The sequence below is a fragment of the Bradyrhizobium sp. Mp27 genome (assembly GCF_029953005.1).
In the GTDB taxonomy this organism is placed as follows: domain Bacteria; phylum Pseudomonadota; class Alphaproteobacteria; order Rhizobiales; family Xanthobacteraceae; genus Bradyrhizobium; species Bradyrhizobium barranii.
Map to the genome: position 1 here is coordinate 94,873 of NZ_JASAUS010000002.1, position 23,963 is coordinate 118,835.

Below are 23,963 nucleotides of genomic sequence, written 5' to 3' on the forward strand. Positions count from 1 at the left end.
TTCGGATGTAGTCTTGAGATAGATCAATCTTTACAGATGTCGGTGGCCTGATCGGGCGCTGCCTGGATCTGCGTGCGGGTTTGACTGCCGCGGGTCACGCGCCCCTAATGCGTCTCGTGGAACCGGCTCAGGAACGCTTTCAGCCGTTCGCTGCGGGGCTGGCGGATGGTCTCCTCGGGCGTGCCGATCTCGGCCATGATGCCGTCGTTCATGAAGCCGACGCGGGTGGAGACGTCTGCGGCGAAGGCCATCTCGTGCGTCACCAGCACCATGGTCATGCCTTCGCTCGCAAGGCTGCGGATGACGGAGAGGACTTCGCCGACAAGCTCGGGGTCGAGCGCCGAGGTCGGCTCGTCGAACAGCATCACGTCCGGCTTCATCGCGAGCGCACGCGCGATGGCGACGCGCTGCTTCTGCCCGCCGGACAGGCGGCTCGGAAAGGCGTCGGCCTTGTCGGCGAGGCCGACCTTGGCGAGCAGGTCGCGGCCGAGCGCATCGGCTTCGTTACGCGCCATGCCCTTCACCTGCACCGGGCCCTCGGTGACATTGGCGAGCACCGACATGTGCGGGAACAGATTGAAGTGCTGGAACACCATGCCGACGCTGCGGCGAAGCAGCGCGAGCTGCGCATCGCCGGCGGCGCGCATGCCCTTGCCGAAGGCGAATTTGTGCGTGCCGATGGCAAGCTCGCCCTGCTGTGGCATTTCCAGGAGATTGAGGCAGCGCAGGAAGGTGGACTTGCCCGAGCCGGAGGCGCCGATCAGGGTGACGACCTCGCCGCGGGCGACCGAGAGCGAGACGCCCTTGAGCACCTCATGGTCGCCGAACGCCTTGTGGATGTTGTCAGCGATCAGAGCACTCATCGGTGCGCTCCCATCTTCAGCTCGACCCTATCCGCGACCAGCGTCAGCGGGAACAGCACGACGAAATAGAGCACGGCAATCGTGGTGTAGACTTCGAGCGGCTTGTAGCTCGACGCCGTGATGACAGTGCCCTGGTAGAGCAGGTCGCCGACCGCGACCACCGACACCAGCGAGGTGTTCTTGAGCTGCATGATGGTCTGGTTGATGAAGGAGGGGATCATCACCTGGGTTGCCTGCGGCAGCACGATGCGGCGAAAGATCTTGCCGCGGCGCATGCCGATGGCGCGGCCGGCCTCCCACTGGCCGGTGTCGACGGCCTCGATGCCGCCGCGGAAGATTTCCGCATAGAACGAGCCGGCATAGAGCGACAGCGCGATGAAGCAGGCCATCGCCGGCGACATGTCGACGCCGATCAGCACGGGCAGGGCGTAGTAGACCCAGATCAGCTGCACCAGCAGCGGCGTGCAGCGGAACACCTCGATATAGAGACGCAACGGCACCGTGACCCAGCGCGGTGCCGTCGTGCGCAGGATGCCGACGAACAGTCCGATGGCGAGACCCGCGACCACCGTGGTCACTGTGTAATACACGGTGACCAGGAGCCCTTGCCAGATCAGGCCCCAATACGGCTTGAGCGCCGCGAAGTCCCAGACATACATGGCCGATCAGAACTGCACTTCGGCCGGAAGATCGTCGGCGGTGAGGCCGACGGCCTCGAAGCCTTTCAGCATCCAGTCGCGGGTCTGGCCCATCGAGCGGTTGTAGTCGGCCCAGGCGCTGAGGAAATCCTTGTAGCGGCGGTCGCTCTCGGCGCGGATGCCCATGTTGGTCGGCAGCGTCAGCAGCGGGCGCGGAATGGCGAGATCGCCGAGGTTCGGGTTCTTCTTCAGTGTTGAGACCGAAAGCACCGCCAGCGAGACGTTGCAGTCGGCACGTCCGGTGGCAACGGCAAGGATCGCCTCGTCGCGGTTCTTGAAGCCGAGGATCGTCGCCTTCGGACAGTAGCGGCGCGCAATGGTCTCGTGGGTCGAGCCGATATCGACGGCGATCTTGACCTCGGGCTTGTTGAGCTCGGCCCATGTCTGCGGCTTGGCAAAGCCCTTCTTGGTGATGACGGTGAAGGAGTGCACCAGGATCGGGGTCGAGAAGTCGATGACGAGCGCGCGTTCCGGCGTCGGGTTCACGGCGAAGGCGAGGTCAACCTTGTCGGCCTGGAGGTCGAGGATCTGGTTACCCCAGGTCGATTCCAGGGTCTCGAGCTTGGCCCCCAACTTGCCGGCGATGTCCTTGGCCATGTCGATGCAGGCGCCCGACCATTCGTTGGTGGCGAGGTCCTTATGGAAATAGGGCTCCTGGCCGACGATGACGGCGACGCGCAGCACGCCATTCTTCTTGATGCGGTCGAGCGTGGAGGCCGGCGCATCGGCCTTGGCCGGGCCGCTCGCGGCGGCGATCGCTGCGCCTGCCAGCGCGACGGTGGTGAGAGCATCCCTGCGATTCATGGTTTCTGTCTCCCTGGAATTTGGGTCGGATCGTCTCCGGCCGCTGGACTATTTCTGTATTCAGAGTAAAATGCAATACGGTATTTCGATTTGCTGACCGTTTGGGCGGCAAGGCAGAAATGAGCCCAATATCTTGGCAGGATTGCGCAAAATTCCTGATAGGGAGGGGTTGTAAATTGCATTTAAGTCTGAATACAAGACTGAACGCAATATGGAAGTGAGCTGAAGGAGAGGCCTGTGCGCGCCCTATTCGTCGATGCGAACGAGACCCTGGCGGCGGTGACCGACAAGCTGCTGGCCTCGCAGAAGCTGCCGGTCAGCATCAACCGCAATCCCTCGATCAAGCCCGACGATCTGCCCGGCCTGCTCGGCGATGCCGAGATCATGATCGTCGACCACACGGCGGTGCCATCAGCGATTGCCGAGAAATGCGCGAAGCTGAAGCACGTCGTCTTCCTCGGCACCGGCGCGCGCAGCTACATGAATCCGGAAGAGCTCGCTGAGCGCGGCATCTCCGTCCACACCATCAAGGGTTATGGCGATACGGCCGTTGCCGAATGCGCGATCGCGCTGATGTGGGCGTCTGCGCGAAATTTTGGCGAGATGGACCGCGGCATGCGCGAGGGCAACTGGCTGCGCCGTGACGCAATGCAGCTCACCGGCAAGACGCTCGGCCTGATCGGTTTTGGCGGCATTGCTGCGGAAGCCGCGCGTATGGCGGCGGGCTGCGGTATGAAGGTGATTGCCTGGAACCGGACGCCGAAGACCCATCCCGGCGTCGAGTTCGTCTCGCTGGAGAAGCTGCTCGCCGAGAGCCACGTCGTCTCGCTGCATCTCTTGCTCAACGACGAGACCAAGGGTTTCCTGTCGCGCGAGCGCATCGCGCAGATGCGCCCCGGCAGCATTCTGATCAACACGGCGCGCGGCGCCGTGGTCGATGAAGACGCAATGCTGGATGCGCTGCGCTCCGGCCACATCGGTCACGCCGGTCTCGACGTCTTCACCGTCGAGCCGCTGCCGGCGGGACATCCCGTAACCAAACTGCCGAATGTGACGCTGTCGGCGCATTCGGCGTTCCGCACGCCCGAGGCGAGCGACAACCTCATTGGTGCGGCGCTCGACCACTGCCGCCGCATCATCGCCACCGGCAAGTAAAGCTAAGGACATCCCATGTCGGATATCACCCGCATCGACCAGAACGCCCGCCGCAGCCGCGCTTCCGTGTTCGGCGATCTCGTTTTCCTCGCAGGTCAGGTGGCGGACACCAAGACCGCCGATATCACCCAGCAAACCAAAGAGGCGCTGGCGAAGGTCGACGACATGCTGGCGCGCGCCGGCACCGACAAATCGCGCCTGCTCAGTGTGCAGGTCTGGCTCAGGACCATGGACGATTTCGACGCCATGAACGCGGTCTATGATGCCTGGGTCGTGCCCGGCAACACGCCGACCCGCGCCTGCGGCAAGGTCGAGCTCGCCGATCCCGCCTTCCGTATCGAAGTGATCGCGATCGCCGCGCGCAGTTGAGGCTCGGCCGTGACTGTCCAGGCGCCCGCACCGACCTTCCGTCCCGCCCAGCGCATCAGCGCGATCGGTGTCTCCGAGATCTTGAAGATCGGCGCAGTCGCGCAGCGGCTGAAGCGCGAGGGGCGGCCGGTGATCGTCCTGGGCGCCGGCGAGCCTGATTTCGATACGCCCGACCATGCCAAGGACGCGGCCGAGCGGGCCATCCGCGCCGGGCAGACCAAATACACCATCCTCGACGGCACGGTGGAATTGAAGGCGGCGATCGCCGAGAAATTCCGCCGCGAGAACGATCTCGTCTATGCCGCCGACGAGATCACCGCAGGCGCCGGCGCCAAGCAGGTGATCCACAACGGCTTCATGGCGACGCTCAGTCCCGGCGACGAGGTCATCCTCGCCGCGCCCTACTGGACCAGCTATGCCGACATGGTGCGCATCGCCGACGGCACACCGGTGGATGTGCTCTGCCGCGAGGAGAGCGGCTTTCGCCTCGACGCCGCCGATCTTGAACGCGCGATCACGCCGAAGACGCGCTGGCTGCTGCTGAACTCGCCCTCCAATCCGACCGGAGCCGCCTATTCGGCCGAGCAGCTTCGCCCGATCCTGGATGTGCTCAAGCGCCATCCGCATGCCTGGTTGATGGCGGACGATATCTACGAGCACCTGATCTATGACGGCATGCCGTTCGTGACCGCAGCGGCGCTCGAGCCGAGCCTGAAATCACGCACGCTGACCGTGAATGGTGTTTCCAAGGCCTATGCCATGACCGGCTGGCGCGTCGGCTATGGCGGCGGTCCGCGCGAATTGATCGCAGCGATGGCGGTGGTGCAGAGCCAGAGCACGACCAATCCCTCCTCGGTGAGCCAGGCCGCCGCGATCGCCGCGCTGACGGGGCCGCAAGGCATCCTGATCGAGCGTCGCACCGCGTTCCAACGCCGCCGGGACATCGTGGTCGATGCGCTCAATGCCATCGACGGCGTCACCTGCCGCCGGCCGGAAGGTGCGTTCTACACCTATGCCAGCTGTGCCGGCCTGATCGGCCGCCGTACGCCTGATGGTGCCACCATCGACAGCGACGCGGCGTTCTGCCGCTTCCTGCTGGAGAGGCATGACGTGGCCGTGGTGCCGGGCAGCTGTTTCGGCCTTGCACCTTATTTCCGCCTGTCCTACGCCACCTCGGAACAAAACTTGCGCGAGGCCGTGATGCGCATCGCCAAAGCCTGCAGGGAGCTGTCATGACCATTCGCAACACCCGCACCGGGGGCCAGATCCTGATCGATCAGCTCGTCGCCCAAGGCGTCGAGCGCGTCACCTGCGTGCCGGGCGAGAGCTATCTGGCGGCACTCGACGCGCTGCATGACAGCCCAATCGACGTCGTGATCTGCCGCGCCGAGGGTGGTGCTGCGATGATGGCGGAAGCCTATGGCAAGCTCACCGGCCGTCCCGGAATCTGCTTCGTCACCCGCGGCCCCGGCGCCACCAATGCCAGCCACGGCGTCCACATCGCGATGCAGGATTCGACGCCGATGATCCTTTTCGTCGGACAGGTCGACACCGGCATGCGCGAGCGCGAGGCGTTCCAGGAGCTCGACTACAAGGCGGTGTTCGGCACCATGGCCAAGTGGGCCGTCGAGATCGATCGCCCCGATCGCATTCCGGAGCTGGTCGCGCGCGCCTTCCGCGTCGCCATGCAGGGCCGTCCGGGTCCCGTGGTGATCGCGCTGCCGGAGAACATGCTGACCGAGACGGCCGCCGTTGCGGACGCCATGCGCATCGAGCCGGCCGTGAGCTGGCCGGCACCATCAGATCTCGAGCGCCTCGGCGCCATGCTCGCGAGCGCCAAGGCGCCGCTCGTCATCCTCGGCGGCTCGCGCTGGACGGATGAGGCGACTAAGAGCATCGCGCGCTTTGCCGAGCGGTTCGACCTGCCGGTCGCGACCTCGTTCCGCCGGGCCTCGCTGATCGACGCCGATCATTCGCATTATGCCGGCGATCTCGGCATCGGGCCGAGCCCTGGCCTGAAGGCGCGTATCGATGGCGCCGACGTCATTCTCCTGATCGGCGGCCGCATGTCGGAGATGCCGTCTTCGTCCTACACGCTGTTCGATATCCCGACGCCGAAGCAGAAGCTGATCCACGTGCATCCGGGCTCGGAAGAGCTCGGCCGCGTCTATCAGCCTGAGCTCGCGATCCAGGCGACGCCTGCCGCGTTCGCGGCCGCCGTCGAGACGCTGAAGCCCGCTGGCGCCGTTGCCTGGAAGGGTGAAGCCGCCAAGGCGCATGCCGATTATCTCACCTGGACCGACAAGGCGCGTGAGCTGCCGGGCACATTCCAGTACGGCCAGGTCATGACCTGGCTGCGCGACCGCCTGCCGAAGGACGCGATCGTCTGCAACGGTGCCGGCAACTATGCCGGCTGGATCCATCGCCATCACCGTTTCCACAGCTTTGCCGCCCAGCTCGCGCCGACTTCGGGCTCGATGGGATATGGCGTGCCGGCTGCGGTGCTTGCAAAGCGGCAATATCCGGATCGCGTCGTCGTCGCCTTTGCCGGTGATGGCTGCTTCCTGATGAATGGCCAGGAATTCGCGACCGCTGTGCAGTACGACGCGCCGCTGGTGGTCATCGTCGTCGACAACTCGCAATACGGCACCATCCGTATGCACCAGGAGCGTGATTATCCTGGCCGCGTGGTCGGCACCCAGCTCAAGAACCCTGACTTTGCGATGTATGCAAAGGCATTCGGTGGCCATGGCGAGCGCGTCGAGCGCACCGAAGAGTTTGCGCCGGCGTTCGAGCGCGCGCTCGCTTCGGGCAAGCCGTCGATCCTCCACTGCATCATCGATCCGCGCGCGATGTCGGTCGGCAAGGATTTCGCGCCGGCGGTGAAGGCGTAGCCGATGTCGGAAGGCCGCCACGTCGCTATCATCGGAGCCGGCGCGGTCGGCGTGATCAGCGCCATCGAGGCGCTGCGCGAGGGGCATCGCGTCACGCTGATCGACGCAGGCGAGCCCGGTGGCGAACAGGCGGCGAGCTACGGCAATGCCGGCTGGCTCTCCTCCCATTCGGTGATTCCGCCGGCCGAGCCGGGCCTCTGGAAGAAGGTGCCGGGTTATCTGATGGACCCGCTCGGCCCGCTCGCGATCCGCTGGTCTTACTTGCCGAAGGCGCTGCCCTGGCTGATCAAGTATTTGCTCTCGGGCTGGACCGAGGCACGGGTCGAGAAGACGGCGTTTGCGCTGCGCGATCTGCTGAAGGACGCGCCGCTGCTGCACAAGAAGCTCGCGGAGGAAGCGGGCGTGCCTGAGTTGGTCGAGCGCAACGGCGTGATGCACGTATTCCCGTCGCGCGGCAATTTCGACAGCAATCTCGGCTGGCGCCTGCGCAAGAAGGTCGGCGTCGAATGGCTGGAGCTCAACGCCGACGAGATGCGTCAGCGCGAGCCGGATCTGCATCCGCGCTACACCTTTGGCGTGGTGGTGGAGGAAGCCGGCCGCTGCCGCGATCCCGGCGCTTACGTTGCGGCGCTGGCCCAGCATGCGCTTGCGAGCGGTGCCAAGCTCGTTCATGCCAGGGCGACCGGTCTGAAGCTTTCAGGCAACAAGCTCGTTGCCGTTCTCACCGAAACCGGTGAGATTGCTTGCGATGCCGCGGTGGTCTCCGCCGGCGCGCGGTCAAAGCAGCTCACCGCATCGGTCGGCGATCCCTTGCCGCTCGAGACCGAGCGCGGCTATCACGTCATGATCGAGAACCCGGAATCGGGTCCGCGCAGCTCGATGATGGCGTCCGACGTCAGCATGGTGGTGAACTGGACCGACAAGGGCCTGCGAGCCGCCGGCACCGTCGAGATCGCCGGCCTCGACGCCGCGCCGAACTGGAAGCGCGCCGAGATCCTGCGCAACAACCTCTTCAGCATGTTCCCGAAACTGCCGAAGGACATTCCGCCCTCGCGCATCAAGACCTGGTTCGGTCATCGGCCGAGCATGCCCGATGGCCTGCCCTGCATCGGCCATGCGCGCGCCTCGCGCGACATCGTCTACGCCTTCGGCCACGGCCATGTCGGCCTGGTCGGATCGGCCCGCACCGGCCGTCTCGTCGCGCAACTCCTGAGCGGCAAGCAGCCGGAGATTCCGCTCGCGCCGTTCGCGCCCACTCGCTTCCTCTGAGAACGCACCATGACCTATGCAGCCAACTCGTCCTCTCGCATCGCCCGCGGCGGCAAGGCCATCTATGGCGCGCCGCTCGGCATCCTGATGCTGGAAGCGCGCTTTCCCCGCATTCCCGGCGACATGGGCAACGGCACGACCTGGCCGTTCCCCGTGCTCTATCGCGTGGTGAGCGGCGCTTCGCCGGAGAAGGTGGTGCTGAAGGGCGCCGCCGGCCTGCTGCCTGACTTCATCGATGCGGCGAAGGACCTGGTCCGGTTGGGCGCGGAAGCCATCACCACCAATTGCGGCTTCCTCTCGCTGTTTCAGAAGGAGATCGCAGCCGCCGTCGGCGTTCCCGTAGCGACCTCGTCGCTGATGCAGGTGCCGTGGGTGCAGGCGACCTTGCCCCCAGGCAAGCGCGTCGGCCTCGTCACGGTATCAGGCTCGACCTTGACGCCGGCCCATCTCGAAGGCGCCGGTGTGCCGCTCGATACGCCACTGGTCGGCACCGAGCACGGTAAGGAATTCTTTCGCGTCCTGATCAAGGCCGAGAAGGACGACATGGATGTGGCCCAGGCCGAGCGTGACGTGGTCGAGGCGGGCAAGGAGCTGGTCGCGAAAAATCCGGATGTCGGCGCCATCGTGCTCGAATGCACCAACATGCCGCCTTATGCGGCAGCTCTGCAGGCCGAAGTTGGCCTGCCGGTCTACGACATCTATTCCATGATCACCTGGTTTCATGCTGGACTGCGCCCGCGCGCGTTTGCCTGAGTCCGGCTGTCGCAAAGCTCTGCACAAGATGTGCTAGGCAGCTGTTTGGATTGCAATCGTCCATGCAGCCCCGGTATATTGGGCTGTGTTCGGGCATGAATGCAGCTTATGAAGAGCAACGTGGAACTGGCTTCCGATAGTATCGTCGATCGCGTCTATGAACAGCTCAAGGCGATGGCCGTGAGCTATGAGTTCAAGCCGGGCGAACGGCTCAACGAGGGCGAGCTGGCAAAGCGCCTCGGCGTTAGCCGCACGCCGCTGCGCGAAGCGCTCAACCGTCTCAACACCGAAGGCTTCCTGCGCTTCACGCCGGGCAAGGGCTTCTTCTGCCGCGAGCTCGACGCGCACGAGATCTTCGATCTCTACGAGCTGCGCAAATCGATCGAGGTCGCCTCGATCCGCCTCGCCATCAAGCGCGCTGGGGATGAGGACATCGACGCGCTCCTGAAATTCCTCGAAGCCACCGGTCCCGATCCCGGCGAGCGTTCGTCGGTGGAGCTGGTCGAACTCGACGAGACCTTTCACGAGCGGCTGATGGGGATGTCGAACAACGCCGAGATGCTGCGCGTGCTGCGCAACGTCAACGCCCGCATCCGCTTCGTGCGCTGGATCGACATGGACCGCATCAACCGCTCCAACACCCAGGCCGAGCACCGCGCAGTCGTCGAAGGACTGAAGGCGCGTGACGAAGAGGCCTGCGTCTCGGTGCTGGAGAAGCACATCGACCGCCGCCTCGACCGCATCACCTCCGCGATCAAGGAAGGCTACGCGCAGATCTACATGCCGGCCGCGGCGAGATCTGCGGCGAATTGAGCAGCCAGCCCCGGTGACGGTGTCCTTCCCTTCTCCCCTTGTGGGAGAAGGTGGCGCGAAGCGCTGGATGAGGGGTATCTCTCGGCGAATGCAAGTGCACATGAGTGTGGAGAGACAGACCCCTCACCCCAGTGCGTTTGTGTCAACCCGCGGTGCTGCCCTCTCCCGCAAGGGGAGAGGGCGCAGCCATGCGCATCGCGCGATTCCGTAGCTATACAATTCCTCGATATCTGCTCGTGCCAGACGGTCAGAGCTTTCGCGCGGAATAATCGCTAGCGTGCCGCTCGAAATTCACGGAGACACGCGGTGCACAGTCCTCAACCGAATCCCGAAACGCGCAGCAGCGACGACTGGCCGTCCGAGCTCTATCGCGTCCTCAAAGCCGCCGACGTCAGGCAGATGTCCTACGTTCCCGATGCCGGCCACAGCCAGCTCATCCGCTTGTTCTCGGCCGACCGCGACGTCACCACCAACGTGCTGACGACCGAGGAGGAGGGTATTGCGATCGCCGCCGGCGCCTGGCTCGGCGGGCAGCGCAGCGTCCTGCTGATGCAGTCGAGCGGGGTCGGCAATTGCATCAACATGCTGTCGCTGTCGGCGATCGGCCGCTTTCCGCTGCTGATGCTGGTGACGATGCGCGGCGAATGGGCCGAGTTCAATCCCTGGCAGGTGCCGATGAGCCGGGCGACGCAGCCGTCGCTGGAAGCGATCGGCCTGAAAGTGATGCGCGCGGAGACGGCGGAGGATCTGGTCGAGACGGTCGAATCGGCGGCATCGCTCGCCTACGAGTCCGACCAGCAGATCGCGGTTCTGATCGGGCAACGCCTGATCGGCAAGAAGAAGTGGTGATGCCGATGCAAGCTCAACTCGATCGTCGCGCGGCTGTCGCCGCGCTCCTGAAGGACCGCAAGGACACGCTGGTCGTCTCCGGTCTCGGCTCGCCCACCTACGACCTGCATTCTGTGGGGGATCATGACGGCAATTTCTATCTCTGGGGCGCGATGGGCGGCGCCGCACTGATCGCGCTTGGGCTCGCGCAAGCCCAGCCGGGCAAGCGCGTCCTCGCCTTGACGGGCGATGGCGAGCAGTTGATGGGGCTCGGCGGCATCGCTACCATCGGCGTCGCGCGCCCGCGCAATCTCGACATCGTCGTGATCGACAATCAGCATTTTGGCGAGACCGGCATGCAGGCGAGCCACACCGGTCGCGGCGTCGATCTCACGGCAATTGCCGCCGCCTGCGGCTTCGCCGCAACTGGGACCGTGCGGACGCTCGAGGAGGTGCAGCGCCTCGCCGCGCAGATCGCCGGGCCGTCCGATGGCCCGCGGCTTTTTGTCATCAAGGTTCTGGCCGAAAATCCGCCGCGTTCGCTGCCCTCGCGCGATGCCGTCTTTATCAAGAACCGGTTCCGTGCTCATCTCGGCTTCGCGGCGGCTTGAACCGGGGTCCTCTCCGGGATAGTTCGCCGCCCAAGCAGCTATCCTGGAGTGAGACCCATGAAACTATCCGGCAAGGTCGCCGTCATCACCGGCGCGGCGCGCGGCATCGGCAAGGCGTGTGCAAAGCGGTTCCTCGACGACGGCGTCAAGGTCGTCATCTCGGACGTCGATACGGATGAGCTCGAGAAGACCGTCAACGAGCTGGGCAAGCCCAAGGAATTGTATGCCGTGCCATGTCACGTCGCGCGGCGTGCGGACGTCGATCGCGCGGTGGCGACCGCGGTCAGGGAATTCGGCCGGCTCGACATCATGGTCAACAATGCCGGCGTCGCCCGCAACCGCGACATCCTGGAGATTTCCGAAGAGGAATTCGACGAAATCATCGGCATCAACCTGAAGGGCGCGTTCTTCGGCGTGCAGGCGGCGGCCAAGCAGATGATCGCGCAGGGCGGCGGCGGGGTCATCATCAACATGTCCTCGGTGAACGCGCTGCTGGCGATCCCGACGCTTGCGACCTACGCCATCTCCAAGGGCGGCATGAAGCAGCTGACCTCGGTCGCCGCCGTCGCGCTCGCCCCGCACAACATCCGCGTCGTGGCGGTCGGGCCGGGCACGATTTTGACCGACATGGTGGCGTCGTCCATCTACACCTCGGAGGATGCCCGCAAGACCGTGATGTCACGCACGCCGGCAGGCCGCGGCGGCGAGCCGAGCGAGATTGCGTCGGTCGTAGCGTTCCTGGCGAGTGACGATGCGTCCTATATCACCGGGCAGACGATCTACCCGGATGGCGGGCGGTTGATCCTGAACTACACGGTGCCGGTGAAGGACAAGTGATCTGCTGAGGCAATCTGGATTGCTTCGCTGCGCTCGCAATGACGATTTGCGGCACGCGCGTTCCACATTTTCAGTGTCATCGCCCGGCTTGACCGGGCGATCCAGTACGCCGAGACAGTTGTGATGGAATCGATAGGCCGCGGCGTACTGGATGCCCCGCTTTCGCGGGGCATGACAGCGGTATTTGTGTTGGGCCGCGACTCTCACTCCGCCGCAATCGTCATCCCATAGCCCAGCCGCTTCGAGATGCCGCCGGCGCAGTCGCGCAGGGCATGGGCGATCGGGCTGTCCCAGCGCGCATCAAACGTGCCTTCCGGTCCCATCGCGGTGATGACCAGTGCGACATGGCCGGCATGGTCGAACACAGGCGCTGAGAATGCGTTGACGCCGGGCAGGGGATCGCCGAGCGCGCGGGCGAGGCCGTGCTTGCGGACCTCCGTGAGCATCTCGGCGACCTTCGCGCCTTTCACAGCACGCTTCGGATTGTAGCCGACGCCATGACGGTCGAGGCCGCTCTCGAGCGCGGCGTTGATGGTCTTCTCCGGCAGGAATGCCGCAAAGGCGCGGCCGGTTGCGGTTTCGAGCAGCGCCATCACCGAGCCGGCGCGCATCACGATGTGGACGGGCTGGCCGGGCTCTTCGAGCTGCACCACGGTCGGGCCGTGCGTGCCCCAGACCGCGAGCGAGACGGCATGGCCGATCTGGCTCGCGAGGCCTGCGATCTTCGGACGCGCGATCCGCAGGCCGGAGAGCCGGCGCAGGCTGATCAGGCCGAGCTCCAGCGCCAGCGCGCCGATCTCGTAGCGGCCGGTGGTCTCGTCCTGCTCGATCAGCCCGATACGGGAGAAGCTGGCGAGATAGGGATGCGCCTTGGCCGGCGTCATGCCGGCCTCGCGCGCGAGATCGCGCAGCATCATCGGTTCGCCGCATCTCGCGAGCGCGCGAAGCAATTCTCCACCGACCTCGATCGACTGGATGCCGCGGCTTTCTCTCTTCATGCGTCTCCTGGCGCGTGGCTTACGCCGCGTTGCGCTTGGCGGCGCTGTCGGCGAGATGACGGCCGGCAATGTAGCCGAAGGTCAGCGCCGGCCCAAGCGTGATGCCGGCGCCCGGATAATTGCCGCCCATGATGCTCGCCATGTCGTTGCCGGCGGCATAGAGCCCGGGAATCACCCGGCCTTCGGCGTCCAGCGCCCGCGCGTTCTCGTCGGTGACGATGCCGGCATAGGTGCCGAGATCGCCGATCACCATCTTGATGGCGTAGAACGGGCCGTTCTCGATCGGCGCGATGCAGGGATTCGGGCCGTGCATGGCATCCCCCTGGTAGCGGTTATAGGCTTTTGAACCTTTGCCGAAGGCGGCATCATGGCCCAGCGGCGCGGTCGCATTGAACTGCCTGACCGTCTCGGTGAACGCCGTCGTATCGATGCCGGCCTTCGCTGCCAGCGCCTCCAGCGTGTCGCCGCGCATGAGGTAACCGGTATCGAGGTGATGACCGAGCGGCATCGGGAATGGCGGCACGCAGCCGAGGCCGTATTTGCGCAGCGTCGGGTGATCGCAGACGAGATACGCCGCGATCTCCTCGCCGGGCTTCGCCGCCTTGATCATGGCCTGGACGAAGTCGTGATAGGAATTGCCCTCATTGGCAAAGCGCTTGCCGTCCCGCATCACCGCGATCACGCCGGGTTTGGCGCGGTCGATGAAATGCGGCATCACGCCGCTCGAACCATCCTTGCGTTTGGTCACCGACACCGGCACCCAGGCTGCCGCGTTCGGCAGGCGATCCTCGACGTGCCCGCCGGCGCTTTCTGCAAGGCGCAGGCCGTCGCCGGTGTTGCCGGTCGGTCCGGGCGAATAATGCTCATGGCCGGTCGGTGCGTGTGGAAACATCTTCTTGCGGCGTTCGACGTCATGCGGGAAGCCGCCGCAGGCGAGCACGACGCCCTGCCGCGCGCGGACGCGCACCTCGCGTCCTTCGCGGGTGACGATGGCGCCGGTCACCGTGCCGTTCTCGACCGTCAGCTCGCGCACCGGCGAGGACAGCCACATCGGAATCTTCAGATCCTGCGCGGATTTGGCGAGGCGCCCGGCGAGCGCGTTGCCGTTGGTCAAGGTCATGCCGCGGCCATAGCGCAGCACGTCCATCAGGTGCCGTGACAGGCGCTTGGCGACGTATACCGCCGAGGTCAGCGACTTCGTCACGCGCATGAAATGGATGATCTCCTTGCCGGAGCCGAGCATCATGCCGAACACGGTCAGCTCGGGCAGCGGCATGCCCAGCGTCTTGATCTGATCGCCGAGCTCGCGGCCGTCGAACGGGCGCGTCACCATGGAGCGGCCGCCCTGCGCGCCGCCCGGCGCTTCGGCGTGATAGTCGGGAAACACCAGCGGCATGTCGAAGCGCAGCGCGGTCTTGGTCGTGAAGAAATCCACCGCTTCAGGACCGGCGCTGAGGAAGGCATCGACGCGCGCGGCGTCAAAATTGTTGCCGGCTTCGTGCCGCAGGTAAGTGCGGGCCTGCTCCGGCGTTTCTTCGATGCCGTAGGCCTTCGCCAGCGAGGTGCCGGGGATCCAGAGCCAGCCGCCGGAGCGGGCGGTGGTGCCGCCGAAGCGCGGCTCCTTCTCGACGATCAGCACGTCGAGGCCGCGATAACCCGCGGTGATCGCGGCCGACATGCCGGAGGCACCCGATCCGGCCACGAGCACATCGCACTCGTAAGTCTCAATTGCGTTGCGCTCGTTGCCGGTCATGCGGGCCTCATTTCTTCAGCAGCGGACATTTGGATTCGGAGACCGGGCGGAAGGCGTCCTCGCCCTTTACTGTCTTGACGATTTCCAGATAGTCCCAGGGTTCCTTGGACTGCTCGGGCGATTTCACCTTGGCGAGATACATATCGCGGATGACGCGGCCGTCCTCGCGCAATTTGCCGCCATGGACAAAGGTATCCTCGATCGGCAGCTCGCGCATCTTGGCCATCACCTTGGCGGGGTCGTCGGTGCCGGCGGCCTTGATGCCTTTCAGATAATGCAGCACCGAGCCGTAGACGCCGGTCTGGATCATGGTCGGCATCACCTTGGTGCGCTCGTAGAACTTCTTCGACCAGGCGCGGGTCGCCTCGTCCATGTTCCAGTACGACGCCGTCGTCATGTAGGTGCCCTGCGCGGCCTTCAGGCCGATTGCGTGCACGTCGGTGTCGAACATCAACAATCCGACCAGCTTCTGGCCGCCCTGGACCAGTCCGAACTCGCCGGACTGCTTGATCGCGTTGTCGGTGTCCTGGCCGGCATTGGCGAAGGCGACCACGTCGGATTTCGAGCTCTGCGCCTGGAGCGCGAAGGAGGAGAAGTCCGCCGTGTTGGTCGGATGCTTCACGCCGCCCAGCACCTTGCCGCCCATCTCGTTGATGAAGCGCGTTGCGTCCTTTTCGAGCTGCTGGCCGAAAGCGTAGTCCGCGGTGATGAAGTACCAGGACTTGCCGCCTTCCTTGATCACGGCGGAGGCCGTCACCTTGGACAGCGCGTAGGTATCGTAGGTGAAATGCACGGTGTTCGGGCTGCACAGCTCGTCGGTCAGCGAGCTCGCGCCGGGGCCGGAGAGCAGCGCGATCTTGTTGCGTTCGCGCACCATGTTGTGCACGGCGATCGCGATGCCGGAATTGGGGATGTCGACGACGGCGTCGACCTTGCCGTTGTCGAACCAGCCGCGCACGATCTGCACGCCGACGTCGGTCTTCATCTGATGGTCGGCGCTGATGATCTCGATCGGCTTGCCGAGCACGGTCGGTCCGAACTCCTCGACCGCCATCTTGGCCGCCTCGACCGACCCCGGCCCGCTGTTGTCGCGGCCCCAGCTCGACAGATCCGTCAGCACGCCGATCCGCACCGCGTCGTCGGAGACCTGCGCGCGCGCCGCCGTGGTCATGGCAGCCGAAGTTATGGCCGCGAGCAAGGTGCAGGCCAAAAGCCCTCTCATCGTCGATCCCTCTCTTATTGGCCGCTTGGCGCGGCTGGTTATTCTGGGGGTAAATTAGATATTAGCGAATGAGTTTGTCAATGGTGAATAGCGGGTTCCTTCTGGTGGCAGGGGTGCATCTGTTTCGACAATCGTCATTGCGAGCGAAGCGAAGCAATCCAGTCCCTCTCCGTTGAGGGATTCTGGATTGCTTCGTCGCAAGAGCTCTCGCAATGACGGGTGTGGAGCAGTGGCGCATAAATCTCGCCCAGTTATCCTGTGAGAGCCATCACGCCCGCAGGTTGCAACCGTCCACACGATTAGCCATGATGCCGCCAGGAATCTTTGGGGCAGGGCATGACGGCAGCAACGGGGGTCTCCGCGGCCGCGGAGAAATCGACGACGGCGCATGTGGTGTGGGCAAGCGCGCTCGGCACCGCGATCGAGTGGTACGATTTCCTGATCTACGGCACGGCAGCTGCACTTGTCTTCAACAAGCTGTTCTTTCCGAGCTTCGATCCCTTCGTCGGAACGCTGGTGGCGTTCTCGACCTATGCGGTCGGCTTCGTGGCGCGTCCGATCGGCGGCGCCATCATCGGGCATTACGGCGACCGGCTCGGCCGCAAGACCATGCTGGTCGCGACCATGATCGCGATGGGGCTCGGCACCTTCCTGATCGGCTGCCTGCCGACTTACAGCCAGATCGGCGTCTGGGCGCCGATCCTGCTCATCATCCTGCGCTTCGTCCAGGGCATCGGGCTCGGGGGCGAATGGAGCGGCGCGGTCGTGATGGTGATCGAGCACGCCGGTGATCGCCGCGGCTTCTACGGCAGTCTGGTGCAGATCGGCTTTCCCGTCGGCGTCGCCGCCTCGACCGGTATCTTCGGCCTGATGACGCAACTGCCCGAGGCCGACTTTTTGAGCTGGGGCTGGCGCGTTCCGTTCCTGATCAGCATCCTGCTCGTCGGCGTCGGCTTCATCGTACGGCTCAAGCTCGCGGAGACACCGCACTTCAAGGAAGTCGTCGAGCGCAAGGAAGTGCTGGCGCAGCCGGTGCTGGAGGTGTTGCGCCGCGACTGGCGCAGTTTTCTGCTCGCGATCGGCATCACAGTGTCGGAGGTCGGGCTCGCTTATCTCCTCACCGTCTTCACCGTGGTCTATGCGACGACGAAACTCGGCCTGCCTCGCCAGGTGATCCTGAACGCTGTGGTCTATGCCGCGATCGTCGAGTTCGCGACGCTGCCGCTTGCGGGGTGGCTGTCTGACATTTTCGGCCGCAAGGCGCTGTATCTCGCCGGCGGGGTGTTCTCGGTGGCGCTGGCGTTTCCGCTGTTCTGGTTCCTCGACACCAGGGAGCCGGCGCTGATCACGTTCGCGCTCGTGGTCACGATGACGCTGACGCACGCGCTGCTGTTCGGGCCGAAGGCGGCGTTCATGCCGGAGCTGTTCCGCACCCAGGTCCGCTACAGCGGCGCATCGCTCGGCGCCAACGTCGCGGCCGCGCTCAGCGGCGGCTTCTCGCCGCTGATTGCGACCGCACTGCTCGCATGGGCCGGCTCGTCCTGGGCGGTGTCGGTCTACATCATCGCGCTGTCGGTCATCACGATCATCGCGACGCTGATGGCGCCGGAGACGGCGCGCGACGCGCTGAAGTCGTAAGCGCGGTCACCGGCAGGCGGGGTTTGCTGCGTCCGGAAACGCCAGGAAGGTGACGGTCGCCGGCACCAGCCGGATCGCTCCCGCGGGTGTTGCGCGCGGCTCAAGTCGGGGCAGTTCGTCATCGGCACTCAGCGCGAGCGCCTTGCCGTTCAGCTGAACTGTCGCGTCCTGCAGCCGCGTCGCATGTATCGTGTAACGCTCGGCGGGGTGTGACAGCGTCAGGGTCGATGATGCGTGCCGCGACGCGTTGATTGCGAGCACGGACACGGCGCCCCGGATGCCCGGATGGCAATGCGCGTAGAGATGGAGATCTGGCGCGGCGACCGGGTTCGCGTCGAGCACGATCGCCCCCATCAGCCGATGCCAGAGCAGCGCGGCCCAGTAGCTCGGCCGCGGACGGAACGTTCCCTCGTCGAGCAGGCCGTAGTCGCTGGCGGCCAGCGTGTTGTGCATCACCACCTGGACGCCGGCCCTTGCCAGGCGTCCGTGCTGGTCGAGATAGCGGAATGCGTCGAGAAACGTCTTGTCCGATGGATTGCCGCCGCAGGCGGCGTTTGCCGTCTCCGTCAGCCAGATCGGCTTGCTAGGCTCGAATGCGTCGCGCAGGGCCCGGTAGGTCGTGAACGTCGCGTCGGTGCGTGCCAGCCAGTCCGCGGAGAGCGCCTGCGCTGGATCGTCGCGGCCGCCGCAGCGCGGCGAGAGCGTGTTGTAGTGATGATAGGAGAAGCGATCGATGCCGGAGGCGGATGCGGCGAGCAGATCGCGCGTGGTGATGCCCGACCCGGATGGCGACAGCGCGTCGCCGGTTGAACCCGGACCGACGATCAGCGTCTCGGGCGCCGCGCGTCGCATCCATTCGCGAAAGATCCTGAAGTCCCGGCCATAAGCGGCCGCATCATATCCCGGCGGCGCGCCGTTCGTCGCCGCAAGCGTCGGCTCGTTCATGAATTCCACCGCCGCGATGTGGCCACCCAGCGAACGCGTCGTGTCGATCAGGCGCTGCGCCTGATCGGTCTTCCACGTGCCATCCGCATCGCGGCTGCCCGGACCGATCGCGAAGGAGGTGACGATCTCCGCGTCGACGGCGCGGGCAAAGTCGATGACGTCGCGCCATCGGTTGCGGCTGAGCACGTCATTGAATCCCGGCGGGGGCTTGGCCGGCGCATGGTTCGTGTCGGCAAAGAACGTCGCATTGGCCCAGGTGCCGCTCACGCGCAGATAGGCCGGCGCCAAAGCGGCGGCGAGCTTGCGCAGCCGCGCGTTGGCCAGATCGATCGGCGGCCTCTCGCCGTAACGATCCCGCTCATCGAGCGCGCGCATCGTTCGCGGATAGGGCTTCCAGAACCGGCCGCCGGTCACCTCCACCATCTCGATATTGTAGGATTGAAAGCGCGCATCGATCGTCCCGATCGCCTTCAGCTCGGCGGGTGCGATGGAGGCGCCGCCGGCGTCCGCCGCGTCTAACGTTGTGGCAGCGAGCAGGCTCATCAGCAGCATCTGCGGCCGAAGCAGCCCGAAAGCCGACTTGATCCGTGACACGGTCATCTGGTCCGCGGCGCAGCGGCGATGGATTTCCCTCCCGGCCGGCCCTTGCGCACCAAACTCCAGAAATTCTCGGCCGCCCGGGTCATGCGGGCCCGCGTGCGGAACAGCGAGACGCTGATCGGAATGTCCCAATCCGCGCCGCCGGCGCGCAACAGACGGCCGCTGTCGAGATCGGCGCGGACGAGGCTCATCGGAGCCCACGTCACGCCGCGCCCTTCGCGCGCCATGTCGACCAGCAGCATGACCGGCGCGGCGAAGCCGGGCGCCAGCCACGCCGTCGGATCCTTCGCGGCAAGGAACGAGGTGACGAGCCGCCCCACACCCGAGCCGGGGTGATAGGCGAGATAGGGCAGCGGCGCGCCCGATGCGCCGGGCAGGGCATAACGAGGCTGTGCCTTTTTGCTGCTGCGTCCACCGCGGCCCGATTTTGCGGCCGGCGCGCTGATCGGGATCAGCACGTCGGTCGTGAGATCGACGCGCTGGAAGCGGTCCATGTCGAGCCGGCTTACCAGCGTCGGATGGTAGTGCGCCAGCATGAAATGCGCCTGCGCGTCCAGAAGCAGCTTCTCGCAGCCGGCGAAATTCGAAGCTACGAGCTGAACGGCCGAGTCGGCCCGCGCGCTGTCGGAGTTGCGGATCCATTCCGGAAAGAAGGTCTGCGACAGTGAATGCGTGGCCGCGAAGGTGATGGTCTCGGCCTTCAGCCGTGCGACCTCGAGCGCCTCCTCGCGTCCGACCAGGACCCGGCGCAGCACGTCCTCCGCGACGGGGCGGAAACTCTCGCCGGCCGGCGTCAGTGTGATCGTGTGGGTCGAACGTTCGAACAGCGGCGTGCCCAGCCACTCCTCGAGCGACCTGATGCGGCGGCTCAGCGCCGGCTGGGTCACATGCCGTCGCTGGGCGGCGCGCGAGAACCCGCCCTCCTCGGCAATGGCGAGGAAATCCTCCAGCCAGACCAGGTCCATGATGCGGTTTCGTCCTCAAATCATACCGATACGGCATTAGCGCCTCGGGCGCTGCTGGTCCAATGTAAACAGCGCAAAACCAGAACAAGGCGCCACTCCGCATGGCGCGACGATGCGTTGGAGGAAATCAATTGCAGATCGCCGCAACTCCGCTGTCGGAGACTATATTGAGCCCCGTTTCCGAACGGCGCCGCAAGCCGCTCTGGCGCGAGCAATATGTCCTGGTGGTCGCGGGCGCCGCGCTCGGTGCGCTCCTCGGTGCCCTGTTTCCGGCATTTGCGGTGGAGCTCAAGCCGCTCGGCGATGCCTTCATCTCGCTGATCAAGATGACGATCGCGCCGCTGATCTTCCTGGTGGTGGTCACCGGCATCGCGCAAGTCGGTGACATGAAGGCGGTCGGCCGCATCGGACTCAAGGCCTTCGTCTATTTCGAGGCGGTGACGACCGTCTGTCTGTTGATCAGTTTTGTGGTGGTGCGCTGGGTGCAGCCCGGCGCGGGCGTGGCGCATGCCACCGCGCAGCAGGCGGAGACCGTCGCGCGCTATTCGCAGGCCCATGTCGGGTCGCTGTCAGCCTACATCCAGCACATGATCCCGGAGAGTTTTGTCGGCGCATTCGCGGCCGGCGACGTGCTCCAGGTGCTCGTGCTCGCGCTTCTTTGCGGCATCGGCCTGTTGCTGCTCGGCGAAAAGGCCGCGCCGCTGCGGACGGGCCTCGAGCGCGTGACCGAGCTGGTGTTCAGCGTCGTTCACGTCGTGGTGGCGCTGGCCCCGATCGGAGCGTTCGGCGCGATGGCCTTCACGGTGGCGAAGTTCGGCGCGGCCACGCTCTATGCGCTGGCGCTATTGGTCGGCACCGCCTGGGCGATGATGGCGTTCTTCATCTTCGTCATTCTCGGCACGATCTGCCGCCTCGCCGGTATTCGCCTGATGGATTTGCTGCGCCTGCTGCGCAACGAGCTGCTGGTCGTGCTCGGCACCTCGTCGTCGGAAACCGCCATTCCCGGCATGATGGAGAAGCTGCCGAAGGCGGGTGTGGGGCGGGCAGTCGCCGGCCTCGTCATTCCCTCCGGCTATTCCTTCAATCTCGATGGTGTCGCGCTGACGCTGCCGCTCTCCACGATGTTCGTCGCCCAGGTCTACGGCATCGAATTGTCGGCCGGCCAGCAATTGAGCCTGTTCGTGGTGATGCTGTTCACCAGCAAAGGCGCCGCGGGCGTCACCGGCGGCGCTTTTGCCGCGCTCGCCGCGACGGTGATCGCCGCGGGGTTGCCGGCGGAGGGACTGGCGCTGCTGCTCGGCATCGACCGCTTCATGTCGCTGGCGCGCTCCATCACCAACACCATAGGCAATGCCGTCGCCGCGATCGTGGTCGCGAAATGGGACGGGGAATTCAACCGGGAGGACTGGGCTCAGTCCACCGTTCAAATCCAGGCAGTGAAGTAAGGATCCAAGGTTCCGATATGGCTACCAGCACCAATGAACGGCCCGTTATCGCACTGACGCCGGGCGACTGCACCGGCATCGGCCCCGAACAGATCGCGCGCATCCTCTCCGACGACCGGCTCGCCGACGCCGCTCGCCTCGTCGTGATCGGTGACGCCCGCGTGCTCGAGATGGGCATGGCGCATGCCGGCGCGACGCTGAAGGTCGAGCGGATCGCCTCGCCCAAGGCTGCCAATTGGGGCCGCGGCGCTGTGCAGCTTGTCGACCTCGGCAACACCGATCCCGCCCAATTCCCGATCGGCAAGGCCAGCGCGGAATCGGGCCGGCTGACCGGCGAGACGCTGTCGCGTGCGATCGATTTCGCCAAGGCGGGCGAGGTCGATGCGATCACGTTTGCGCCGCTCAACAAGCGCGCGATGTTCGACGGCGGCTGGAAGTTCCCCGACGAGCACAAGATGTTCGCGAGCCTGCTCGGGCACAAGACCTATTTCTCCGAGATGAACGTGCTCGACGGCCAGTGGATGTCGCGCGTCACCGGGCATCAATCGCTGCGCGAGGCGCTCGACGGCATCAATCCGGCGAGCATCACCGACTCGATCGAGCTGGTCGACCGCATGATGCGGAGGGCTGGCGTCGCCAGGCCGCGCATCGCGGTCGCCGCGCTCAATCCACATGCCGGCGAGAACGGCCTGTTCGGCCGCGACGAGATCGAGATGATCCGGCCAACGGTCGAAGCCGCCGCGAAGACGGGGATTGCCTGCACGGGACCTTATCCCGCCGATACCGTCTACGTCCGCGCCTTCGCCGGCGAGTTCGACAGCGTGGTCGCGATGTATCACGACCAGGGCCAGATCGCGACCAAGCTGCGCGGCTTCAACCGCGGCGTCACCGTCACCGCGGGTCTCGAGACCGTCTTCACCACGCCATCGCATGGCACCGCGTTCGACATCGTCGGCACGGGCGTCGCCAAGACCGGTGCGCTCGAAAGCGCGGTGCGGCTCGCGGCACAACTGGTATCGATCAAGGTCAAGGAGGCTGCCTATGCACACTGATCGCAGGACCCTGCTCCAGGCGGCGGCCGCGCTGCCGCTCGCAACCGTCGGCGCCAACGCCGCCTTCGCACAGACGCCGGCCGCAACGCCCGCCGCCGCGCCACCCATGGAGGTGACGCGTGCGCTGGCGCATTATCTCGTGACCGCGAGTTATGACGACCTGCCGGCCAATGTGCGCAAGGAAGGCGTGCGCACGCTGCTGAACTGGGTCGGCGTCGCCATCGGCGGATCGCACCACGAGACGGTCGATATCGCGGTCTCCGCGCTCGGTCCGTTCTCCGGGCCGCAGCAGGCCTCGCTGTTCGGGCGGCGTGAGCGGTTCGACATCATGAACGCGGCCTTCATCAACGGTGTGTCGAGCCACATCTTCGACTATGACGACACGCATCTGAAGACAATCATCCATCCTGCCGGTCCCGTGGCCTCGGCCATTCTCGCGCTGTCGGAGATGCAGCCGGTATCGGGCAAGGATTTCCTGAACGCGCTGGTGCTCGGCGTCGAGGCCGAGTGCCGGATCGGCAACTCGGTCTATCCGAACCATTACGATGTCGGCTGGCACATCACCGGCACCGCCGGTGTGTTCGGCTCCGCCGCGGCCGTCGGCAAGCTGTTGAAGCTGAACGAGCAGCAGATGACATGGGCGCTCGGCCTTGCCGCCTCGCAGCCGGTGGGCCTGCGCGAATCCTTCGGCTCGATGAACAAGAGCTTCAATCCAGGCCGTGCCGCATCAAGCGGCATTTTCGCGGCGATCCTGGCCTCGAAGAATTTCACCTCGTCCGACGCCATGATCGAGGCCAAGCGCGGCTGGGCCAACACGATCAGCACCAAGCAGGACTACAACGAGATCCTGGGCGACCTCGGCAAACGCTATGAGGCCGCGCTCAATACCTACAAGCCATTCGCCTGCGGCATCGTTATGCACCCGGCAATCGACGCCGCGATCCAGCTCCGCAACGAGAGCAAGGTGACTGCGGACCAGATCGAGCGCGTCGATCTCAAGGTCCATCCGCTGGTGCTGGAACTGACCGGCAAGAAGACGCCGAAGGCGGGCCTCGAAGGCAAGTTCAGCATCTACCACGCGGTCGCGGTGGCGATCGTGGAGGGCGCAGGCGGCGAGAAGCAGTTCAGCGACCGGGCCGTGACCGATCCGACAGTCGTCGCGCTGCGCGGCAAGGTGAATCCGGTGATCACACCCGGCATCAAGCCGGAGCAGGTCGACCTCACCATCGTGCTCAAGGACGGCCGCAAGCTCAACCGCTACATCGAGCATGCGATCGGCAGCGTCGAGGTGCCGATGACCGACAAGCAGCTCGAAACCAAATTCTCGGACCTTGCCGAGGGTATCATCCCTGCTGCGACGATCCGGCGCGTGATGGACGCCTGCTGGAATGTCGAGGGCCTGCCGAACGCGGCGGAGATCGCAAAGATGTCGGTCGCGTCCTGACCGCGGG

The 23,963-nt window shown here is 65.4% G+C and carries 22 protein-coding genes; 14 read left to right on the plus strand and 8 right to left on the minus strand.

Annotation, left to right across the window (positions count from 1 at the left end):
- Window positions 1–104: 104 nt before the first annotated feature.
- From QJT78_RS02045 to QJT78_RS02055, 3 genes are read right to left on the minus strand one after another with little or no spacing between them, the layout of a single operon-like run.
- Entirely contained in the window at window positions 105–863 is a 759-nt protein-coding gene (locus QJT78_RS02045) for an amino acid ABC transporter ATP-binding protein (RefSeq protein WP_028147118.1), read from the minus strand.
- A complete protein-coding gene (locus tag QJT78_RS02050; RefSeq protein WP_014492727.1) occupies window positions 860–1,522 on the minus strand; it encodes an amino acid ABC transporter permease in 663 nt (220 codons plus the stop codon). The genes QJT78_RS02045 and QJT78_RS02050 overlap by 4 nt, the downstream gene beginning before the upstream one ends.
- A gap of 6 nt (window positions 1,523–1,528) precedes the next feature.
- Window positions 1,529–2,365, minus strand: coding sequence for a transporter substrate-binding domain-containing protein (locus QJT78_RS02055; protein WP_028147117.1), 837 nt, complete (start codon window positions 2,363–2,365; stop codon window positions 1,529–1,531).
- A 237-nt stretch (window positions 2,366–2,602) separates the two neighbouring features.
- On the opposite strand from QJT78_RS02055, the gene QJT78_RS02060 reads away from it, so the two are divergent.
- The 10 genes from QJT78_RS02060 to QJT78_RS02105 all read left to right on the plus strand — a co-directional run bounded on the left by QJT78_RS02060 (window position 2,603) and on the right by QJT78_RS02105 (window position 11,894).
- Complete coding sequence (locus QJT78_RS02060; protein WP_028147116.1) at window positions 2,603–3,520, plus strand: NAD(P)-dependent oxidoreductase; 918 nt, start codon at window positions 2,603–2,605, stop codon at window positions 3,518–3,520.
- A gap of 15 nt (window positions 3,521–3,535) precedes the next feature.
- A complete protein-coding gene (locus QJT78_RS02065; protein WP_014492730.1) occupies window positions 3,536–3,889 on the plus strand; it encodes a RidA family protein in 354 nt (117 codons plus the stop codon).
- 9 nt (window positions 3,890–3,898) lie between these two features.
- Window positions 3,899–5,125 (plus strand): pyridoxal phosphate-dependent aminotransferase, encoded by a 1,227-nt coding sequence (locus QJT78_RS02070; protein WP_038953251.1) that lies wholly within the window; start codon window positions 3,899–3,901, stop codon window positions 5,123–5,125.
- On the plus strand, window positions 5,122–6,783 hold the full coding sequence (locus QJT78_RS02075) for a thiamine pyrophosphate-binding protein (protein ID WP_028147114.1): 1,662 nt from the start codon (window positions 5,122–5,124) through the stop codon (window positions 6,781–6,783). Before QJT78_RS02070 ends, QJT78_RS02075 begins: the two co-directional genes overlap by 4 nt.
- A gap of 3 nt (window positions 6,784–6,786) precedes the next feature.
- A complete protein-coding gene (locus QJT78_RS02080; RefSeq protein ID WP_038941819.1) occupies window positions 6,787–8,052 on the plus strand; it encodes an FAD-binding oxidoreductase in 1,266 nt (421 codons plus the stop codon).
- Window positions 8,053–8,061: 9 nt separating this feature from the next.
- Entirely contained in the window at window positions 8,062–8,805 is a 744-nt protein-coding gene (locus QJT78_RS02085) for an aspartate/glutamate racemase family protein (RefSeq protein WP_028147112.1), read from the plus strand.
- A gap of 120 nt (window positions 8,806–8,925) precedes the next feature.
- On the plus strand, window positions 8,926–9,618 hold the full coding sequence (locus QJT78_RS02090) for a GntR family transcriptional regulator (protein ID WP_240537456.1): 693 nt from the start codon (window positions 8,926–8,928) through the stop codon (window positions 9,616–9,618).
- Window positions 9,619–9,924: 306 nt separating this feature from the next.
- A complete protein-coding gene (locus QJT78_RS02095; RefSeq protein ID WP_028147110.1) occupies window positions 9,925–10,467 on the plus strand; it encodes a thiamine pyrophosphate-binding protein in 543 nt (180 codons plus the stop codon).
- Window positions 10,467–11,057: a thiamine pyrophosphate-dependent enzyme gene (locus QJT78_RS02100; RefSeq protein WP_038941820.1), complete on the plus strand. Its 591-nt coding sequence runs from the start codon at window positions 10,467–10,469 to the stop codon at window positions 11,055–11,057. The genes QJT78_RS02095 and QJT78_RS02100 overlap by 1 nt, the downstream gene beginning before the upstream one ends.
- A gap of 57 nt (window positions 11,058–11,114) precedes the next feature.
- The gene (locus QJT78_RS02105) at window positions 11,115–11,894 is read left to right on the plus strand and encodes an SDR family oxidoreductase (RefSeq protein WP_028147108.1); all 780 of its coding nucleotides are present in this window, start codon (window positions 11,115–11,117) and stop codon (window positions 11,892–11,894) included.
- Between the two features lie 203 nt (window positions 11,895–12,097).
- Here the strand turns inward: QJT78_RS02105 and QJT78_RS02110 are convergent, their stop codons facing one another.
- The 3 genes from QJT78_RS02110 to QJT78_RS02120 are packed head-to-tail and all read right to left on the minus strand — an operon-like array spanning window position 12,098 to window position 15,867.
- Complete coding sequence (locus tag QJT78_RS02110) at window positions 12,098–12,892, minus strand: IclR family transcriptional regulator (protein ID WP_028147107.1); 795 nt, start codon at window positions 12,890–12,892, stop codon at window positions 12,098–12,100.
- A gap of 19 nt (window positions 12,893–12,911) precedes the next feature.
- The gene (locus QJT78_RS02115) at window positions 12,912–14,645 is read right to left on the minus strand and encodes an FAD-dependent oxidoreductase (protein ID WP_028147106.1); all 1,734 of its coding nucleotides are present in this window, start codon (window positions 14,643–14,645) and stop codon (window positions 12,912–12,914) included.
- 7 nt (window positions 14,646–14,652) lie between these two features.
- Window positions 14,653–15,867 carry an ABC transporter substrate-binding protein gene (locus QJT78_RS02120; protein WP_038941821.1) on the minus strand — a complete coding sequence of 405 codons (1,215 nt, stop codon included), beginning with the start codon at window positions 15,865–15,867 and terminating at the stop codon, window positions 14,653–14,655.
- Window positions 15,868–16,203: 336 nt separating this feature from the next.
- On the opposite strand from QJT78_RS02120, the gene QJT78_RS02125 reads away from it, so the two are divergent.
- Window positions 16,204–17,505, plus strand: a complete 1,302-nt coding sequence (locus tag QJT78_RS02125) for an MFS transporter (RefSeq protein WP_028147104.1) — start codon at window positions 16,204–16,206, stop codon at window positions 17,503–17,505.
- 6 nt (window positions 17,506–17,511) lie between these two features.
- Here QJT78_RS02125 and QJT78_RS02130 read toward each other — a convergent pair whose 3' ends face one another.
- Window positions 17,512–19,050 (minus strand): hypothetical protein, encoded by a 1,539-nt coding sequence (locus tag QJT78_RS02130; protein WP_038941822.1) that lies wholly within the window; start codon window positions 19,048–19,050, stop codon window positions 17,512–17,514.
- Window positions 19,047–20,015, minus strand: coding sequence for a LysR family transcriptional regulator (locus QJT78_RS02135; RefSeq protein ID WP_038953253.1), 969 nt, complete (start codon window positions 20,013–20,015; stop codon window positions 19,047–19,049). The genes QJT78_RS02130 and QJT78_RS02135 overlap by 4 nt, the downstream gene beginning before the upstream one ends.
- Window positions 20,016–20,182: 167 nt before the next feature.
- Between QJT78_RS02135 and QJT78_RS02140 the strand changes: the two genes are divergently transcribed.
- From QJT78_RS02140 to QJT78_RS02150, 3 genes are read left to right on the plus strand one after another with little or no spacing between them, the layout of a single operon-like run.
- A complete protein-coding gene (locus QJT78_RS02140; protein WP_240537457.1) occupies window positions 20,183–21,460 on the plus strand; it encodes a cation:dicarboxylase symporter family transporter in 1,278 nt (425 codons plus the stop codon).
- Window positions 21,461–21,477: 17 nt separating this feature from the next.
- Window positions 21,478–22,512, plus strand: coding sequence for a 4-hydroxythreonine-4-phosphate dehydrogenase PdxA (locus tag QJT78_RS02145; protein ID WP_028147101.1), 1,035 nt, complete (start codon window positions 21,478–21,480; stop codon window positions 22,510–22,512).
- Window positions 22,502–23,956, plus strand: a complete 1,455-nt coding sequence (locus QJT78_RS02150; RefSeq protein ID WP_028147100.1) for an MmgE/PrpD family protein — start codon at window positions 22,502–22,504, stop codon at window positions 23,954–23,956. Before QJT78_RS02145 ends, QJT78_RS02150 begins: the two co-directional genes overlap by 11 nt.
- Window positions 23,957–23,963: the final 7 nt, after the last annotated feature.